13 protein-coding genes are annotated in these 17,082 nt (G+C 68.4%); 4 read left to right on the top strand and 9 right to left on the bottom strand.

What is annotated here, in order from left to right; all coding sequences use genetic code 11:
• Window positions 1-134: 134 nt before the first annotated feature.
• The 7 genes from HUW62_RS36785 to HUW62_RS36755 form a co-directional block, all read right to left on the bottom strand.
• Complete coding sequence (locus HUW62_RS36785) at window positions 135-1,805, bottom strand: DEAD/DEAH box helicase (RefSeq protein WP_176437072.1); 1,671 nt, start codon at window positions 1,803-1,805, stop codon at window positions 135-137.
• A complete protein-coding gene (locus HUW62_RS36780) occupies window positions 1,772-1,987 on the bottom strand; it encodes a hypothetical protein (RefSeq protein ID WP_275902349.1) in 216 nt (71 codons plus the stop codon). Before HUW62_RS36780 ends, HUW62_RS36785 begins: the two co-directional genes overlap by 34 nt.
• A 31-nt stretch (window positions 1,988-2,018) precedes the next feature.
• Window positions 2,019-2,651, bottom strand: coding sequence for an adventurous gliding motility protein CglE (gene cglE / locus HUW62_RS36775; protein WP_141647493.1), 633 nt, complete (start codon window positions 2,649-2,651; stop codon window positions 2,019-2,021).
• A gap of 102 nt (window positions 2,652-2,753) precedes the next feature.
• Window positions 2,754-4,712 (bottom strand): adventurous gliding motility protein GltG, encoded by a 1,959-nt coding sequence (gene gltG / locus HUW62_RS36770; protein ID WP_163862677.1) that lies wholly within the window; start codon window positions 4,710-4,712, stop codon window positions 2,754-2,756.
• A gap of 80 nt (window positions 4,713-4,792) precedes the next feature.
• On the bottom strand, window positions 4,793-5,065 hold the full coding sequence (gene cglF / locus HUW62_RS36765; protein ID WP_163862674.1) for an adventurous gliding motility protein CglF: 273 nt from the start codon (window positions 5,063-5,065) through the stop codon (window positions 4,793-4,795).
• Between the two features lie 128 nt (window positions 5,066-5,193).
• Complete coding sequence (gene gltE, locus HUW62_RS36760) at window positions 5,194-6,648, bottom strand: adventurous gliding motility TPR repeat lipoprotein GltE (RefSeq protein WP_176437070.1); 1,455 nt, start codon at window positions 6,646-6,648, stop codon at window positions 5,194-5,196.
• Window positions 6,648-10,229 carry a tetratricopeptide repeat protein gene (locus tag HUW62_RS36755; RefSeq protein ID WP_176437069.1) on the bottom strand — a complete coding sequence of 1,194 codons (3,582 nt, stop codon included), beginning with the start codon at window positions 10,227-10,229 and terminating at the stop codon, window positions 6,648-6,650. The genes gltE and HUW62_RS36755 overlap by 1 nt, the downstream gene beginning before the upstream one ends.
• Window positions 10,230-10,511: 282 nt before the next feature.
• Between HUW62_RS36755 and HUW62_RS36750 the strand changes: the two genes are divergently transcribed.
• The 3 genes from HUW62_RS36750 to cutA are packed head-to-tail and all read left to right on the top strand — an operon-like array spanning window position 10,512 to window position 12,531.
• Complete coding sequence (locus HUW62_RS36750) at window positions 10,512-11,174, top strand: hypothetical protein (protein WP_163862668.1); 663 nt, start codon at window positions 10,512-10,514, stop codon at window positions 11,172-11,174.
• Between the two features lie 58 nt (window positions 11,175-11,232).
• A complete protein-coding gene (locus HUW62_RS36745) occupies window positions 11,233-12,195 on the top strand; it encodes an ATP-binding protein (protein WP_176437068.1) in 963 nt (320 codons plus the stop codon).
• Window positions 12,196-12,204: 9 nt separating this feature from the next.
• A complete protein-coding gene (cutA, locus tag HUW62_RS36740; protein ID WP_163862664.1) occupies window positions 12,205-12,531 on the top strand; it encodes a divalent-cation tolerance protein CutA in 327 nt (108 codons plus the stop codon).
• Between the two features lie 15 nt (window positions 12,532-12,546).
• On the opposite strand, the gene HUW62_RS36735 is transcribed toward cutA, so the two are convergent.
• The gene (locus HUW62_RS36735; protein WP_176437067.1) at window positions 12,547-15,225 is read right to left on the bottom strand and encodes an ATP-dependent Clp protease ATP-binding subunit; all 2,679 of its coding nucleotides are present in this window, start codon (window positions 15,223-15,225) and stop codon (window positions 12,547-12,549) included.
• Window positions 15,226-15,612: 387 nt separating this feature from the next.
• Here HUW62_RS36735 and HUW62_RS36730 point away from each other — a divergent pair, with 387 nt between their 5' ends.
• Complete coding sequence (locus HUW62_RS36730) at window positions 15,613-16,083, top strand: hypothetical protein (protein WP_176437066.1); 471 nt, start codon at window positions 15,613-15,615, stop codon at window positions 16,081-16,083.
• Window positions 16,084-16,192: 109 nt separating this feature from the next.
• Here HUW62_RS36730 and HUW62_RS36725 read toward each other — a convergent pair whose 3' ends face one another.
• Window positions 16,193-16,585 (bottom strand): LysM peptidoglycan-binding domain-containing protein, encoded by a 393-nt coding sequence (locus tag HUW62_RS36725; protein ID WP_163862658.1) that lies wholly within the window; start codon window positions 16,583-16,585, stop codon window positions 16,193-16,195.
• Window positions 16,586-17,082: the final 497 nt, after the last annotated feature.

Genomic DNA, 17,082 nt, shown 5'->3' with positions numbered 1-17,082 from the left:
TGCATGGGGAGGGCGGGCCTCGGGGGTGAAAATGGAACGCAGCGGGGGCGCCAGCCGCCGGACTCTACCGGCCGCGTGCGCCCCCGAGCAATCGTGCAAAACCCGCCAAAGGGCGGGAATCATTGGCCTTCTTGCTACTCGGCCGAGGAAGCGTCGGGGGGAACGTCCCCTTCCTCGCCCCCCGCGCCGCCGTCAGACGACTCGGCGGAGGCCGGGGTCGCCACGGGCGTCTCCGGCAGGGCCTTCGCACGCTCCACGCCAGCGGTGTCGTTGAGCTGGGTGTAGAGGGCCACGGCCTTGTCACGCTGCTGCAGCTCTTCGGCGAGCTGGGCGGCGCGAGGCAGGTTGCCGAGCTTCTCGTGCAGCGGCAGCGCCTTGTCCTTGCGCCCCGCGGCCTCCCACGCCTCGGCGGAAGCCGCGACGTCGCCCAGCAGCTCCAGCCACCGGGCACGGCCCGCCGGCTTCTGCTCCTGCTCGGCCCGGGCCAGCTCGCGCTGAGCCAGCTCCTTCGCCTCTTCATCCAGCTTCAGCCGCTGCATGAAGTGGAACGCCTTGGGAGGAGGCAGGGTGCCCAGCACCTCCACGGCCTCGCGACGCTGACCCGCCGCCACGAGCAGCGTGGCCGCGCCCAGCCGGTCCCCACGCTCCACCAGGCTCTTCACCTCGAGCCCGCGGATGCGGTTGGCGCTGGCCATGTCACGCGAGCGCTCATACGCCTTGCGCGCCAGGGTCAGCTTCCCCGCACGCTCGTACGCGAGCGCCGCCTGGTCGAACTGGCGAGCACGCTCGTACAGGCGCGCCACGTTCTCGAAGTCGCCCTTGCCAACGTAGTGCTCCATCAGGAGCTCGTAGGCACCGGCCTTCTCCAGCGTGGGAGCGAGCTGATCCGGAGGCAGCGTGCCCACCAGCCGGCGCGCGGCATCGTTGTCGCTGCCCGCCAGCGAGGTGCGCAGCGCGCTCTTCAGGTCGCCGCCCGCCTCGAACAACCGGGTGGCGTCCGCGAAGCCATTGTTCCGCTCGTGCAGCCGGGCCGCGTCACGCGTGCGCCCCATCGCCTCGAGCTGCTTGGCCTGGTCCTTCCAGTCGCCCGTCAGCTCCGGCATGGGACGACGCTCGCCCCGCTCCGGACGCTCAGCGCGCTCGGGACGCTCACCGCGAGGCGCCCGCTCCGGACGCTCACGCCGCTCGCCCCCCGCCGCGCCGCGCTCGGGACGCTCACCGCGAGGCGGCCGCTCCCCTCGCTCGGGACGGTCGCGACGCTCACCGCGCTCCGGACGCGCTTCCGTCCGAGCCGCCGGCGCCGCGGGCTCCTCGACCTCGGGACCCGGCTGACGGCCGCTGGCGGCGAAGGCCACCTCGGCTCGCTCCCGGTCTCCCGCCGCGCGCCAGACCTGTCCCACCAGGAACAGCACGTCCGTCCACGCGTCGAGCTTCTCCTTGGCCGGATCCACCGCGGGCGCCGCCGGAGCAGCCGCCTCGGCTGGAGCCGCGGCCTCCGTCGTGCCTTCCGCGCCCTCCGCCGGAGCAGCGGCCTCGGCCGAAGCCTCGACCGGAGCACTCGCCTCCGCCTCCGCCGGGGCCGAAGCCTCCGGAGCGGCCGGCTTGGGCTGGCGCTGCACGCGCAGCATCGTGGTGATGAGCTTGCCACGCGTGTTGAGGTCCAGGTCCTCCAGGGACTTCAGCCGCATGGGCCGCAGCGAGCGAACAATCGCCTGCAGCGGGCCCTTCTCGGCCACGAAGTCCGTCTTGGAGAACGCCTTCTCGAGCGCGTTCAGCTCGGCGATGACGCGCTGCCCAGGGCCCACGGGCCCCTCGTCACGTCCACGCCCGCGGCCATCACGGCCACGGCCTTCGCCCCTTCCACCACCAGGGCCACCCGGACCGCCTCGGCCACCAAAACCACCGCCAGGACCGTCACGGCGCGGGCCCTGACCCGGCGCACCCCCGTCACGACCACGCCCACCCGGGCGCGGCCCACCGCTTCCATTCTCCTGAGGCACGTCTTTCTCCCGCTGGAACTAGAACGCGTAGCGAATGTTCGGCGCCACCGCGAACCCGAACGAGCCTCCGGAAACGAGGTAGTTCCCCGTGACCTCGAGCCCCACGGAAAAGTGGCGCAACCGTGTGTAGTACTCCACTCCGGGCCCGGCAAACACAAGAATGTCGGAATCCGGAAGGAGACGCTTCGGCGAGAACATCGCATAACCCGCGCCTGCGCGGACATAGAACCACGTGCGCTTCACTTCCTGGCTGTCGGCCAGGCCCACCAGACGCGCGCGCAGCACCGCGCCGGGGACGAAGGTGGAGAAGTCACCGGACACCGCGCCACCGGACTCGCCGATGTACTCCGCGCTGGTGCGGATGCTGGAGCCCATGATGAACAGGCCCACGGACACCCGCTCCCCCAGGTCCACGCCGAACTCCACCTGGGCCATGGGGCCCGAGGAGAACGGCCGGGGCGTCCCCTCCGCCGCGGGGGGATTGGTCAGGAAGAGCGGACCGCCGAGCAGCGCGAAGTAGAAGCCGCGCTCGATTTCATCGAACGTGACGGCGGGCTTGTCTCCCGTCGCCGTGGGGGGTGGTTGCTGAGCGCTCGCGGCCACGGGGAGGACGAACACGGCACACAGGGCAATGGAGGCGAGGGCTTTCATGCGGTCCTGAGGTTGACGTGGCTCCCACGGGGGACGGGAGCCGGGGTGACTGCGCGGGCGGCCCCGGGGAAGGGCCGCCCGTGAAGCGGAGGAAGGCCGGCGCTATTCGCCGGACTGCTTGAAGATGAACGGATAGGTGACGACCACCACGCCACCGCCCTTGGGCTCGGGGAACTTCCAGGTGCGCACGCGGCCCGCCACGCACGTCTCCAGCTCCGCGTTGCCCGCGGTGGACTGCGCCACCGAGGACGACGCCACGGAGCCGGTGGCGGTAATCACGAACTTCACGGCCACCTTGCCGCCCAGCTTCGGGAAGCGGTTGAGCAGGCTTTCGTAGCAGTAGCGGATCTGCCCGCGGTTCATGTGGATGACCTTGCGGATGAGCTCCTTGTCCAGCGAGCCCATGACCTCCGGCTCGGACGAGGTGATGCCCACGTCGACGCTGGACTTGCCACCCAGCACACCCACGCCGGTGCCGTAGCTTCCGGTGCCACCACCACGGCCCTTGGTGCCGATGCCGCCGATGCCCACGGTGTCACCCGTGCCGCCACCGCCGCCGCCGGAGCCACGCAGGCCCAGGCCACCGAAGCCGCCCGAGTTGCCCGCCTTGGCGCCGAACATGTTGCCCATGGCGCTCTTCAGGTCTCCGCCCAGGCCCTTGCTGCCGAACACGGTGGAGATGCCGCCCTTGCCGCCGCCGAAAATCTTGGCGGTCAGCGCGCGGGCCTCGTCCTTCTTGTTCGGGTCGCCCTTGGGCGCGGTGCGGTTGTTGGTCTTGGGCGTGTCCTTCTTGCCCATCTGCCCCTCGTCACCGCGGCTCTTGGCCGCCATCTCGCCGCTCTTCTTCGCTTCCTTCTGCTGGTTGAGGCGCTCGAGGAACTTGTTCTTCTGCGTCTCGGGCGGCTTGATGATGAGCTTGGCGATGCGCGCCTGGTTGGCGGACAGCTCGTCGGAGTACTCGTCACCCTCGCCCGTGCGGTTCATCGCGGTGATGACGAACGCGGTCGCCGCGAAGAACATCACCAGGAAGATGTTGACCGCCGTGTAGTCCAGCGACTCGCCCAGCGGCGCGACGACGCGCTTGGGCACGGACTGGAAGGTCGCCTCCATGGTCACGCCGCCCAGGTCCACCCAGAAGAAGTCCTCCGCGTCGAGCGTGAGCGTGTACGCGTCCCCCTCGTGCGAGGCCTTGCCGGACTCGAGGACCGCCTTGAGCTCCAGCGTCTCGCCCTTGCGGACCAGCCCGCCCTTCATCTTCCCCGTGAAGCGCACGACGAAGGCCTGCCCGTCCGTGCGCAGCACGTCGAAGGTCGGCGCGCCCAGCTTCGCGTCACCCATGACGAAGTCGACACCCGCGGCGGTGCCCACCGTCACGGCGCGCTTCGAGCCAGGACCGACGAAGAACTCGCCCACCCGCTGGTCACCCCAGGAGAAGCGCAGCGCCACGCCCTGAGGGCCACTGGACTTGGTGCGGCGCACGGTGCGAACGCGCGGCGCGGCATCCTCGACCGGGGCCTGGGGCGCCGGCGCGGACTCCTCCGCGGCGAGGATGGGGCTCTTCTGCGTGGCGGCGACGGAGGCGTCCAGCGCACCCGGGTTCGCGGCGGCGACAGGGGCGGGAATGGACGGCTGCTCGGCGGCCTCGGCGGCGGCGGCCTGCGCCAGGCCCGTGGCGGCGCTGGTGCCGCCCACCACGGGGTTCTTCTCCGTGGTCGCGTCCGTGCTCGCGGCGGCCGAGGACAGATTGGCGGCCGCGACGGCGGCGGGGTTCTCCAGCCGGATGGTGGTGGCGCCCACCCGAATCTCGTCACCGAACGTCAAGAGGCCCTTGTTGACCCGCTTGCTGTTGACGTACGTCCCCTCGACGCTGCCCATGTCGATGATGGACATGGAGCCGTCGCCGGCGACCTCGATGACGGAGTGGATGCGGCTGACCTTCTCGTCCTCCAGGCACAGGTGCGCCGAGGACAGTCGGCCAATCTTGATGATGTCGCGCTCGTAGTCCTTGGTGGCGACCAGCGTGTCGCCCTTGAAGACCTTGAGTGTCAGGGGAACGGCCATGGGGGCTCCTGCGAAGGGTTGATGCTCTCTCTATGGACAACGCTCGCGCCGGCAGGTTCCCACCGACGCACCGACGCCTGTTACAGCTCGCCCACGGACTGCATCACCTTGTCCTCGAAGTCCTCGCGGATGCGGATGAGGTTCGAGTGCTTCACCTTCTCGCGCGCGTCGATGTACTCGCCGTCCGGCTTGGTGAGGTCGCCTTCGATGGTGTCGTCCTCGAAGTCGATGTTCGTCGTCTTGGAGTAGCGCACATTGCCCTCCCCGCCCCCACCCGCCGGCTTGGCCGCATCATCCTGGGCGAAGGCCGGAGCCACCGCGAGCACCGCGCACAACATCAGAGCCTTCCGCATCACTGTCTCCCACAAGGGCCCCGCCGGGCCCGTTCCACGCCGCATGCCCGCGTCAGCACGGGCAGCGAAGGTTCGCATCATCCCCCCAGCCCTCGCCACAGCGAAGGCACCCGGGGGCATCCCAACTTTCACAGCAGGTCGTCTTCAGGCTCACCCGGCTCGGAAGGATCCGCCGTGCCTGGATTCTTCGGTTCCTGCGCGCCCGCAGCAGGAGGCTCCCGCGGGGTCGGCTGGGGCGAGGAGCCCCCGGCCGGAGTGACCTGGGGAGCCGTGCCCGTGCCGTTGGCCGGAGCCACGGCGGCGCCATTGGGCGCGGGCGGCTGCTTCTTCTCCGCGGCCTGCATCTGGACCTGCTGCTTCTTCTGCAGCTCCTCCATCTTCTTCGCGTGCTCCTCGGCCGCGACGGCCTCGCGCTTGGCGCCGACGATGGCCTCGGCCTCGCGCAGCAGCCCGAAGACGGGGGCCTCCGCGGACAGGGCCACGCCGTCGCTCGCCAGGGCGATGTACTTCTTGTACAGCTCCACGGCGCGCTCCGGGGCGTCCTTCACCTTGTGGAGCAGGATGGCGCGGTTGAGGTGCACGGCCGCCAGCTCCGTATCCAGCTTCTCCGCCTCGTCGTACTCCTGCATCGCCTTGTCGTACTGACCCTGGCCCTTGTAGGAGAGGCCGAGGTTCAGGTGCGCGGTGGCGTTCTTCCCGTCGGCCTGGAGGATGCGGCGCAGGTGCTCCTCGGCGCCGGGGTAGTCCTCCGCGTCCAGCGCGAGCTGTGCCAGCGCGACGTGCGACGGGACGTAGTCCTCGCGCGCCTCCAGCGCCTTCTTGAAGGACAGCCGCGCCTCGTCGGCATCCCCCTCGCGCAGCAGGATGAGGCCCACCGAGTGGTGCAGCTCCGGATCCGAGCCATCCAGCTTCACGCCGCGCAGCGCCACCAGCTTCGCCATGGAGAGTTGCTTGCGGTCCAGGTAGCTGCGGATCATCACCTTCAGCGCGGTGGTGGACGCCGGATCCCTCATCAGCGCGGCACGGGCCAGCTCCATCGCCTTGTCGTGGTCGTTCTGCTGCCGGTAGATCTCCGCCAGACGCGCGCGGGACTGCGCGTCATCCGGATAGCGCTGGAGGACCTCCTGATAGAGGGCCACCGCGCCGGCCACGTTGCCGCCGTTCTGCTCCATGACGGCCAGGTTCTCCGACGCCTGGCGCAGCGAGGGCTTCTTGGTGAGCGCCGCCTTGTAGCGGGCCTTGGCCTCCGGGATGTTGCCCTGGCGCTCGGCGATGACGCCCAGGTTGTACTCGGCCTCGGCGAGGTTCGCGTCCGACTCCAGCGCGGACTTGAACTTGCGCTCCAGTGCCGGGTAGTCGAACGCCTTGGCCTTCTTCTGCGTGTCGAAGGACTTCACCGCGTCTTCGAAGCGCGCCTTGGCCGTGTTCGAGATGGGCGGAGGCGGAGCGTCCTTCGGCGGCGCCGTGGGGGCCTTCGCCACGGGGTCGGGGCCGGTGGCCTTGGACGCGGTGCAGCCGGCGGCGATGAGCGACGCGGCCGCCAGGAGGGGGAACAGGCGCATGGTACGGGTCGTCCGGTTCATTAGAGGAAGTCCTCCGGCTCCTCGTCGGCCCCCGCCTGCTTCGCGGGCTTGGTGCCGTCCGGGGTGGAGGGGGTGGCCTTGGTGTCCACCTGGGTCTCGGTCTGCGAGCGCAGCTGCGCGGTGAGGTCCGTGAGGTCCTCCTGCAGCGCCTGCTTCTTGCCGTTCTGCGCCTCCGCCACGGCCGTGGGCGCGGGCGGCGGCACATCCTGGATGCCGGCCAGCACGTCACCACCGATGATCTGCTGGCGGCTCTTCAGCGCGACCTTCTCCTCCGGCATCTCCGGGTAGCGGTCCGGCTGATACGTGGTGCGCAGCATCTTCAGGCTCTCCGCGGCGCAGGCGTTGAACACGTCCAGTTCGCGGCTCTTGGCCACCGTGGCGGCGAACGCCTCCGTGGCCTTGTCCTTGAGCGGCTGGGCCTGATTGGTGAACTCGTCGCGCAGCGCCTGCTGGGCCTCTTCGTCCAGGCCGCGCGGCATGGGCGCGTTGATGACGCTGTGGGCGAAGTGGTCATACGCCAGGCCAATGCGGTTGAGCGCGCAGAGCGACGGCTCCGGAGCGCCCAGCGTCACCGTCTGCACGTACTTCTTCTCCACCACCTGCAGCGCGCGGCTCTTGTCCTGGATGCTGTTGCGGAAGCGGTCCGGCGACGGCGGCGCGCCCCAGTACAGCTTCAGGCGCTTGTACTCCTGCCAGTCCAGCTCCACGCCCAGGAACTGCCCCTGGGCGGCGGTGGCCAGCGCGGGCTTCTCCAGCGTGGTCTGCACGCGGCGGGGGAGCTGGTCGAAGTGCTCGCCCACGCGCTTGTACATGCGCGTCACGTCGCGCGACTTGTTCATCTTCTTGTACAGCTCGATGATCCGCCCCTCGGCGGTGAGGAACTTGCTGGCGGAGCGCATGTTGTCGCGCTCGTACTCTTCCAGCATCTTGATGGCCTTCATCGCCGCGCCGCTCTTGCCCGTCAGGTCGATGATGGACAGGCGGATGTCATCCGCGTCCTTCGCCTTCGGCCACAATTCCAGGTAGCGCTCGCGGTTGCGCAGCGCCGCCTTCGTCTGGCCCAGACCCTCGCGGTAGGTGGACGCGTTGAACAGGGCCACCTGCGCCTTGGCCTCGTCCCACTTCTGCGGCACCGCGGGCTTCTCGTCGCCGCCGCCCTTCTTGTTCTTGCTGGACTTGCTCGGGCGCGCCTTGCCGCCGCCCTTCTCCGACACGCTGCGCTCGTAGCCCTTCACGTACAGCTCGTAGGTCGTCGCGGCCTGCTCGAAGTCGCCGATGGCCTCCAGCGCTTCCGCGTTGGCGTAGATGGAGTCCGGCACGTACTTGGAGCGCGGATACTGGGCGAAGAGTCGGGAGCGGACCTCAATCGTCTTATCCAGCATCTTCGCTTTGTAGTAGTCGACGGACGCGTTGTAGAGCGCCAAGTCGGCGATCTCCGTCTGCGGGAAGTCGTGCACGAAGTTGAGGTACGCCTCGGCCGCCTTGGAGAACTCCTTCTTCTCCTCCAACTGGCTGACCAGCTTGAACGACGACTGCTCAATCAGCTTGGCCAGGTCGTCGCGGAACTTGCCGGTGGCCAGCTTGTCGTTGGCGTAGAAGCGGCGCGCCCACTCGTTCACCTTCGCGAAGTCCTGGAGCAGGTTGTACGAGTCGAGGATGAGGTTGGCGCTGATCTCCGCCGCGCGCGAGCCGTCCTCGAACTTGTACTCGGGGTAGCCGAGCGCGATTTCGCTGAAGCGCAGCACCGCCTCGTCGAAGTGATTGTGGCGGTAGTAGATGTTCGCCGCCTTGAAGGCGATCTCCACCCGCTTCTCACCCTTGGGCACGTACTTGAGGTAGCGCTCGCACGCGTCCAGGAGCGCCTTCTTCAACGTGGGGATGGTGGCCTTCTTGGAGAGGTCCGTGCCCACCGACTCGCTCTTCGCCTCGCCGCGAGACTCGGCGGACTTCACGACTTCGTCGTAGGCCAGCACCGCGTTGTAGGACGCGTTCGACAGCCACTTGCCCGCCTTGCCCGGCTTCGGCTTGCCCTTGTCGTCCTTGGCCTCCAGCACCTTGGCGTCCTGGAGCACGACGAGCGTGTAGTTGGCGGCGGCCTTCTCGTAGTTCGACAGGTTGTCGTTGAGGAGCTCCGCCCAGAAGAAGCGCAGGTCATACGCCTTGGGGTTCTCCGGGAAGAGCGTGAGGTAGTCGCTGTAGACGGCGTCCGCGTAGCGGAACGTCTCCTCGTTGCGCGTCTTCTTGCCCTCGTTGTGCCAGGTGACGGCGAGGTTGGACAGCGTGCGCTCGGACAGCTCCTTCGCCTCCGCGAGCAGCTTCTTGTCCTTGTCGTCCTTGATGACGCCGGAGCTCTCCACCTCCTTCATGATCTTCACGAGCCGGCGCACCTGGGCAACGGTGCGCTCCTTGTTGCCCATGCGGAGGATGCAGTCGACGATCTTCCCCTGGAAGCCGGGCGCCTCGGGCGACAGCGGCTTCTCCTTGATGAGGGAGTTGAAGGTGATGGCCGCTTCGCGGTCCTTGCCGTCGCCGTAGTACATGTTGGCGAGCTGCTTCATCATCGTGAAGCGGTCCTCCGGGTTGGAGGCCACCTTGCCGAAGTCCGCGCGCGCCTGCGCCACGTCACCCTCGTGCGCGTACGCACGCACGTAGTCGGTCCGGGCCTCACGCACCAGCGAACCCTTGCCGCTCTTGCCGCCGTCCCGCTCCACCGCGTTGGCGCCGGCCAGCTCGCCGTACAGCACCACCGTCTTGAACTTGTCCTTCGCCGCCCCGTACTCCCCCATGTTGTAGTGACACCAGCCCTGCTTGTAGAGGGCGAACGCGTACACCTGGCTCTCGGGGAACTCGGCGGCCTTCTTGTAGGCCACCAGCGCCTTCTCCAACTCCGGGCGCTTTCCCTTGGAGTTGTTGAAGTAGTACTCGCCGAAGGCGAAGTACGCGTCCGGGATGAACTTGGACGTCGGGTGCTTCTCCACCAGGCGCTTGAAGGCCACCAACGCCTTGCGGTCCTGGCCCTCTTCCATCAGGTACTGACCGAGGAAGAAGAGCACCTCGTCCGTGCGCTCGAACTTGGGGTGCTCCTGGACAATCTTGGTGTACTGCTCCACCGCGAGCTTTCCGTACTCCTTCTGCTTCGCGACGAACTCCGCCTTCTCCGCCTTGGCCTGCTGCTGGGCCGCGGTGTCGTTGCGGTTCATCGCCTTGATGAGGTCGTCGTCCTTGCGGTTGGCCTCGAAGAAGTAGAACTTCGACTCCTCCCAGTAGAACTCGCCCAGGCGGAACAGGAGGCTCGGGACCTCTCGCGGATCCGGCGACAGGGAGATGATCTTCTTCAGCGAGACGATCTGCTCGCGACGCTTGGAGGCCACCTGCAGCTCCACGCCCAGTCGGAACTGGTCGTACTGGAGCGCGGGGGCGACTTCTTCCTTCTTCTTCTCGCGGGTGATGTCGCCAGCCAGGGACTTGTCCAACGCGGTGCTGGACTTCTGGCCAAGGTCGGCGTCACGCGGCGCTTTCTTCTCCTGAGCGGCGGAGGCCGAGGCCAGGAGGACGAGGCAGACGAGGAGCGAACGGCGCATGGTCTTCCTAAGCGGGGGGGACCGGCGTCCCCGGTTGCCTACCGAACAGGCAAGTGGCCGGGAATCTTCGGGAATTTCCATTCGGGGAGAACCACTATGCGCGGTTTCCAAGTGCAGGGTCAACCCTGACTGGCTGGCCATGCCAGAAGTGGAAAGCAGGCCGGCAAACTTCCAGAACTGCTGTGAAATTGATGACAAGACGGTTGCCTTGTCGGACCCACCGGGTATGGGGGAGCGGACGGCCGTCTGCCCGGCCGCCCTGCTCGGAGTGGGTGTCGGATCATGAGTCTGTTGCCGGAGAGCGCCAGCTTCGAAGAGCTGGTGCAGGACTACTTCCTCGCGGTGCGTGGCGCGGGGCTCATGCTCTCGGCTCTGGACTCAGAGTTGCTGACCGCGTGGGCGCGGGAAGGCGTCCCGTTCGAGGTGGTGGCGCGCGGCATCTCCCGCTCGGCGGAGAAGGCGCTGTGGGATGCGCGTCCCGGTGAGCCCGTGCTGCGCAACCTGCGCGCGTGCCGGCGGCAGGTGGACGCGGAGATCAAGAAGTACCGCTCGCTGACGGCGGGCGCGGGTGAGACACCGGCCCCTGAAGCTCCCTCCAGACGTCGGAAGGCGCTGTCGTGGGAGGAGACCCGACACGCCCGGCTCGTCGACGCATTGGAAGACCTGGCGGGGCGGGAGCAGGCCCTGGCGCCTCGCGTGGCATGGCTGCGCGGCACGGTGCTGGCGACCATTCCGGGAGAGCCGGCGGCGTTCGATGCGCAGGAAGCCTTGAGTTTCCTGGCGCTTCTGAGGGCCCTTCCCTTCGGGCAGCGACGCGAGGTGTGGCGCGACGCGCTTTCGGTGGGTTCTGAACAGCAGGTGATGTCGGTGCGCGCGCGGAGGCTGTCCCGGCGATTCCGGGTGGTGGCGGCGGTGCGGCGGCGACTGGGCGTGAAGGAAGTCTGAAAGCGCGACACTACTGCTCGCCCGTTCAGTTTGCGAGGAGGCGGCGAAGGGTTCTGCTATGGCGATGCGCGAGACGGGTGTGGGAGCGAAGGCGACTGGGGACGGGTGCCGCGTCTGTGCCGGCCGGACGTATGTCATCGAACGGCAGGGAGACCAGGCCCAGGCGCGCGTCTGCGTGTGCTCGGAGAACTGCTCCATCTGCGGCGGGCGGGGCCACGTGCTGGTGGAGCGCGAGGGCGTCTACAGCAAGAAGGTCGGGCCCAAGCAGTACGAGGTGATGGAGCCGTGCACCTGCACGCGACGACGGCGGCGGGTGGCCATCTTCAACGACGTGCGGATGCCCGGCGTGATGGCGCACGCGTCCTTCGACAACTACCGCGCCTTCAACGAGGCCCAGGACCGGGGCCGTGGCGTGGCGATGCACTTCGGCCACCAGTACGTGAAGGGCGCCACGTCCAAGGGCTTCATCCTGAGCGGTCCGGTGGGCACCGGGAAGACGCACCTGCTGGCGGCGACGCTGGGCCACCTCGTCATCGAGATGGGCGTGCGCGCGCGCTACGTGGAGATTTCGCTGCTCTACGCCACCATCCGCCGAGGCTTCCAGGACGGAAAGAGCGGCGGCGAAATCATCGGGCCGCTGTCCGAGGTGGAGGTGCTGGCCATCGACGAGCTGGGCAAGGGACGTGGCAGCCCGTTCGAGATGGAGACATTGGATGAACTCATCGCCCGCCGCTACAACGCGGGCCGCACCACGCTGTTCGCGACGAACTACTCGCTGGAGCCCGAGAAGAAGCAGCGCCCCCTGAGCCCCACGGGCTACCGGACGACGGAAGACGCGAAGGCCGTGGTGAAGGAGGCGGAGCTGCTGCGCGAGCGCGTGGGAGAACGCATCTACAGCCGCCTCTGCGAGATGTGCACCTTCGTGGAGCTGCCCAAGGACACGCCGGACCGGCGACGCACCCGACAGGAGATGGACACGCTGCACCAGCCGCCCACCGGAATTCGCGGCGCCGCGCGGTGACCCGGGCGCATGACTGACGCCATCCTGGTCCTCGTCACCGCGCCCTCCGCCGACAAGGCCGCGGAGCTGGCGCGGACGCTCGTCGAGGAACAGCTCGCCGCCTGCGGCAACATCCTTCCCGGCCTGCGCTCCATCTATCGCTGGGAAGGCAAGGTGCAGGACGACGCGGAGGCGCTCATCCTCTTCAAGACGAGGGCCACGCTCTTCGAATCCCTGCGGGCTCGCATCGTCTCGCTGCACCCTTACCAGGTGCCCGAGGTGCTCCGCGTCGACATCGCCGATGGCCACGCGCCCTATCTCGCGTGGATTCTCGACAACACCCGCGCCGCGCCCTGAGCAGACGCCAGGCACTCACGACGCCGGTGGCTCGGGGGCCTTCTGCTCGGGCTCCTCGCGCGCCCCGGGTTCCGGGTGGAAGACGAAGCGTCCGTCCTGGAAGTCGACGCGGATGCGTTGGCCCTCGCGCAGCTCTCCTCGCAGCATCATCCGACTGAGCTCCGTCTCCAGCTCGCGTTGGATGACGCGGCGAAGCGGACGGGCACCATAGCGCGGCTCGAAGCCTCGCTCGGCCAGCGCGTCGCGTGCGGCGTCCGTCAGCTCCAGGCCCACGTTCTGCCCATGCAGCTTGCGGCGCGTGGCCTCCAGCATCGTGTCGACGATACGGCGGAGCTGCTCCGGGTTGAGCGAGTGGAAGACGATGATTTCGTCGATGCGGTTGATGAACTCCGGCCGGAAGTGTCCGCGCAGCGCGTTCATCACCGCCTCGCTGGCCCGTTCCCGTCCCGTGCGGTCCTCGTCCGCCGAGCTCTGGAAGCCGAGCGCCGCCCTCGCGGCCCCCATCGCCTCCGAGCCCAGGTTGGACGTCATGATGATGACCGTGTTCTTGAAGTCCACCGTGCGGCCACGGGAGTCCGTGAGGCGCCCGTCGTCGAGCATCTGCAGCAGCAGGTTGAACACGTCCGGGTGCGCCTTCTCCACCTCGTCGAAGAGCAGCACCGAATACGGCCTGCGGCGCACCGCCTCCGTGAGTCGCCCCGCCTCCTCGTAGCCCACGTAGCCCGGGGGCGCGCCGATGAGCCGGCTCACCGTGTGGCGCTCCTGGAACTCGGACATGTCCAGGCGAATCATCGCGGCCTCGTCGTTGAACAGGTACTCGGCCAGCGCACGCGCCGTCTCCGTCTTGCCCACGCCCGTGGGGCCCAGGAACAGGAACGAGCCGATGGGACGGTTCGGGTCCTTCAAGCCCGCGCGCGCCCGGCGCACCGCCTCGGAGATGGCGCGCAGCGCGTCCTCCTGTCCCACCACGCGCTGCTTCAGCGCGGCCTCCATCTCCAGCAGTCGCTGGCTCTCTTCCTGTTGCAGCTTGCGCGCGGGGATTCCCGTCCACTCGCTCACCACGGTGGCGATGTCCTCGGGCGTCACGGTGGGCTCGGTGACACCACGCTTGAGCTGCCACTGCGTGCGCAGACCCTCCAGCTCCGTGCGCAGCGTGTCCAGTTCGCCCTTGAGCCGGCTCGCCTCCTCGTAGCGCTCCCCCGCCACCGCCGCGCTCTTGTCCTTCTCCTTCTGCGCGAGCATCTCCTCCAATTCGCCCAGTCGGTCCGGCGCGGTGCGCGCACCCAGCCGCACCATGGCGGAGGCCTCGTCGAGCAGGTCGATGGCCTTGTCCGGCAGGAACCTGTCGTTGACGTACTTGTCCGACAGCTCGACGGACGCGGTGAGCGACGTGTCGAGAATCTTCACGCGGTGATGCGCCTCGTACGCGTCGCGCAGCCCTCGCAGAATCTCGATGGCCTGCTCCGGCGTGGGCTCGGCCACCATGACGGGCTGGAAGCGGCGCTCCAACGCGGCATCCTTCTCGATGTTCTTCCGGTACTCCTCCAGCGTCGTGGCGCCCAGGCACTGCAGCTCGCCTCGTGCCAGCGCCGGCTTGAGCAGGTTGGACGCATCCACCGCGCCCTCGGCGCCACCGGCGCCCACCACCGTGTGCACCTCGTCGATGAAGAGGATGATCTGCCCCTTGAGGGCGCGAATCTCGTCCATCAGCCCCTTGAAGCGCTCCTCGAACTCGCCCCGGAACTTCGTGCCGCCCAGCACGCTCCCCAGGTCCAGCGACAACACGCGCTTGCCCTTGAGCACCTCCGGGATTTCTCCCGCGACGATGCGCTGGGCCAGTCCCTCCGCGATGGCCGTCTTGCCCACGCCCGGCTCGCCGATGAGCACCGGGTTGTTCTTCGTCTTGCGGCTCAGGATGCGGATGACGCGGCTGATCTCCTTCTCTCGGCCGATGACGGGGTCCAGCTCTCCCGCTCGTGCCAGCACCGACAAATCTCTCGTGAAGCGCGTGAGGTTCGGCGGAAGTCCTCCACTGCCTTGCCGCCCACCGCCTCCCGCCGACGGCGCCGACGGGCCTCCCACCGAGGCGAGCAGCCGCTTGCGCAGCTCGTTGACATCGACGCCCGAGAGGAACTGCGCGGCGTAGCTCTCTCCCTCCATCAGGACACCGAGCAGCAGGTGCTCGGGACCGATGAAGCTGTGCCCCATCTGGAGCGCCTGGAGGCGGGCAATCTGGAGCACCCTCTTCACGCCGGAGGACAGCGCCACGCCCTGCGCCTTGCGTGGCTCGCGTCGGGGCATCACCGCGTCCAGACGGGCCTCGAACTCGTCCACGGGCGCGCCCGCGTGCTTCAGCGACTCGCGCAGCTCTGGCACGGAGTGCATCAGCGACAGCAACAGGTGCTCGATGCGCATCCGCTCGTAGCCCGAGTCGAGTGTCATCCGCGCCGCGCGCTCCAGCACCTGCTGCGCCATCTCGGAGAGCTGCGTCAGGAGATTCTCCCGACCTCGTGGACGCGGCCCCATCATCTGCTCGACGAGGCTCTCCAGGCTGCCGAACCCGTTCGCGTCTCCCAGCCCCACGCCCATCGCGCTCGCGCAGTGGTTGCAGAAGTTGAGGGTCGTCTCCTGCCCGTTCATCCGCTTCTTGAGCATGACCGCGGCTGGGCGGGTCCGGCAGTTCTGACACAGCATGGTCGACGACCTCCGCGCTCCACCTCCGGGCAAGCTAGGAATGGCGTGGGCGGCGGACCACGGAAGGCCGCTCCATGCGGAGCGAGCATCCTGGCGAGGCCTCTTCCTCCCTCTCGGGAAGAAGTGCGCTCCAACGCCCTCGCCCTACCCCGAGGAACGAGGAACACTTCGGCGCGCGGCGTGGCGCGGCCCCGGCTCCGGACGAAGCATGTGGAGAAAGTCCTCCAGCGCCCGAGCGATGTCCCACGACCGACTCCTATTCAGTCCGAGCCAGCGCCGCTTCCCCTGCTCCCCCTTCCCGAGCGAACATGTCGGAAGTTCTGCCCATCCGCGCTGAGAACGAGGCTCCACGCGCCGCTGTCCCCTGAACCCGAGCGAGCAGCCCTGATGCCCATGCCCCGTCCCGCCTGGTCTCCTCCACGCCGAGTGCTCGCCACGCTCCTATCAGCGTCGTTCCTGGGCGCGTGCGCCACCGCGCCTCGAGCGGTGAAGGACGAGGGCACCGAGCGCATCGAGGACATCATCGGCCGAGCGGACCGCGAGGAGCCGATTCCCGAGGGCATCACCTTCGTTCCGGACACGACGCCGCTGCCGGGCGAATCGCTCGCCCTGCTCGACGAGCCCGCCGAAGCCGACGAGGACGAGGCACCGCCACCTCGAAGAGGCACCGTGGAGTCCTTCACGGAGCAGCCCTGGTCGCCGTACTCCGCGCCTCAGATGCTGGGCTTGTGCACGCGCCCTCCGCACGGCGCCATCCTCTCCGCGCCCGTGCCGTCCTCGTGCATGCTGGCGCCGGGCAGCATCCGGTTCCACATCGCCCCCAGGCCCGGGGGAACCATCCCGGGCCTGCTGCCCTAACCGTTCCCCATCACCGAGCCGCTGGCCACTCGCGACAAGGGCGGCCCGAGCGAAGGTGCACGGGAGCGCGCCGAGAGAGCCCTGAGGCCCCCTCGGCACGACGGACCACTCAGGCGTTGGCGATCGACTTGGGCGGCAGCTTGAGCACCTGGCCCACCTTGATGTGGTCCGGGTCCTTGAGCTGGTCCTTGTTGGCGTCGAAAATCTTCGGGTACAGCTTCACGTCGCCGTAGATGTCCTTGGCCAGCTTGCCCAGCGTGTCGCCGGACTTCACCGTGTAGAGCCCGTACGGCTCCGCGTTCGTCACGGTGAGGTTCACCATGACCTCCTGTTGCCACTGCGCGTGCTTCGCCTTGATCTGGTCCCAGATGCGGTCACGGTCCCACGCGTAGTCCACCGAGCCCTTGAGGATGAGCTTTCCACCCTCCTCGCGGGACTCGACCTTCGCGCCAATCGTCTTCGCCACGTCGAGCACGTCCTTGTAGTCGTTCTGCAGGGCCATGGGCGTTCCTCCAATCGGGTCAGGTCGCACGATGTCCACGTGACTGTCGGCGTGCGAGGGAGCGCACTGTAGGCACGTGGGCCTCGGCTCCCGTCTCGCCCTCCAGGCCCTCATCACTGCGTGCCATTCAACAGTCGCGTGTGGGCGCGCGCTCCCCTGCTCAACGACAGTCCCCGCGAGCCCCTGGCCCTCGTCAGTAGTGCGGCCGAGGGGCCCTTTCCATTTCGCATCAAGTTCGTGATAGCGATTGGGCACCGAGCCACGGCGCTCCTTCACCAGTGCATCACGCGCGGGAAGGATGACAGGCCGCCTGCTGTACGAGGGAACGGACGGCGCGGGGAAGCAGAATAGCGCTCGCCCCCTCGAACGTTCTTTCGCTCGCTCAACCCCCAGAGGAGTCGACCCCCCTATGTCCACGCTGCGCAGCCTGTGCCTCCTCGGAGCTTTCTCCGTGGGAGCCCTCGCCTGTAACGGAAACAAGGAGCCCCCCTCCCCCT

The sequence above is a fragment of the Myxococcus sp. AM011 genome (assembly GCF_013372595.1).
Taxonomy (GTDB): Bacteria; Myxococcota; Myxococcia; order Myxococcales; family Myxococcaceae; genus Myxococcus; species Myxococcus eversor.
Note: the sequence above shows the minus strand (reverse complement) of the source record. Positions and strands in the feature narration are given on the sequence as shown.

Excerpts from the sequence above, each read along its gene's own strand:
- HUW62_RS36780 (WP_275902349.1), bottom strand. The coding sequence starts at position 1,987 with ATGGAAGCGGTGGGCCGCGCCCGGGTGGGCGTGGTCGTGACGGGGGTG.
- cglE (WP_141647493.1), bottom strand. The coding sequence starts at position 2,651 with ATGAAAGCCCTCGCCTCCATTGCCCTGTGTGCCGTGTTCGTCCTCCCC.
- gltG (WP_163862677.1), bottom strand. The coding sequence starts at position 4,712 with ATGGCCGTTCCCCTGACACTCAAGGTCTTCAAGGGCGACACGCTGGTC.
- cglF (WP_163862674.1), bottom strand. The coding sequence starts at position 5,065 with ATGCGGAAGGCTCTGATGTTGTGCGCGGTGCTCGCGGTGGCTCCGGCC.
- gltE (WP_176437070.1), bottom strand. The coding sequence starts at position 6,648 with ATGAACCGGACGACCCGTACCATGCGCCTGTTCCCCCTCCTGGCGGCC.
- HUW62_RS36755 (WP_176437069.1), bottom strand. The coding sequence starts at position 10,229 with ATGCGCCGTTCGCTCCTCGTCTGCCTCGTCCTCCTGGCCTCGGCCTCC.
- HUW62_RS36750 (WP_163862668.1), top strand. The coding sequence starts at position 10,512 with ATGAGTCTGTTGCCGGAGAGCGCCAGCTTCGAAGAGCTGGTGCAGGAC.
- HUW62_RS36745 (WP_176437068.1), top strand. The coding sequence starts at position 11,233 with ATGGCGATGCGCGAGACGGGTGTGGGAGCGAAGGCGACTGGGGACGGG.
- cutA (WP_163862664.1), top strand. The coding sequence starts at position 12,205 with ATGACTGACGCCATCCTGGTCCTCGTCACCGCGCCCTCCGCCGACAAG.
- HUW62_RS36735 (WP_176437067.1), bottom strand. The coding sequence starts at position 15,225 with ATGCTGTGTCAGAACTGCCGGACCCGCCCAGCCGCGGTCATGCTCAAG.
- HUW62_RS36730 (WP_176437066.1), top strand. The coding sequence starts at position 15,613 with ATGCCCATGCCCCGTCCCGCCTGGTCTCCTCCACGCCGAGTGCTCGCC.
- HUW62_RS36725 (WP_163862658.1), bottom strand. The coding sequence starts at position 16,585 with ATGGCCCTGCAGAACGACTACAAGGACGTGCTCGACGTGGCGAAGACG.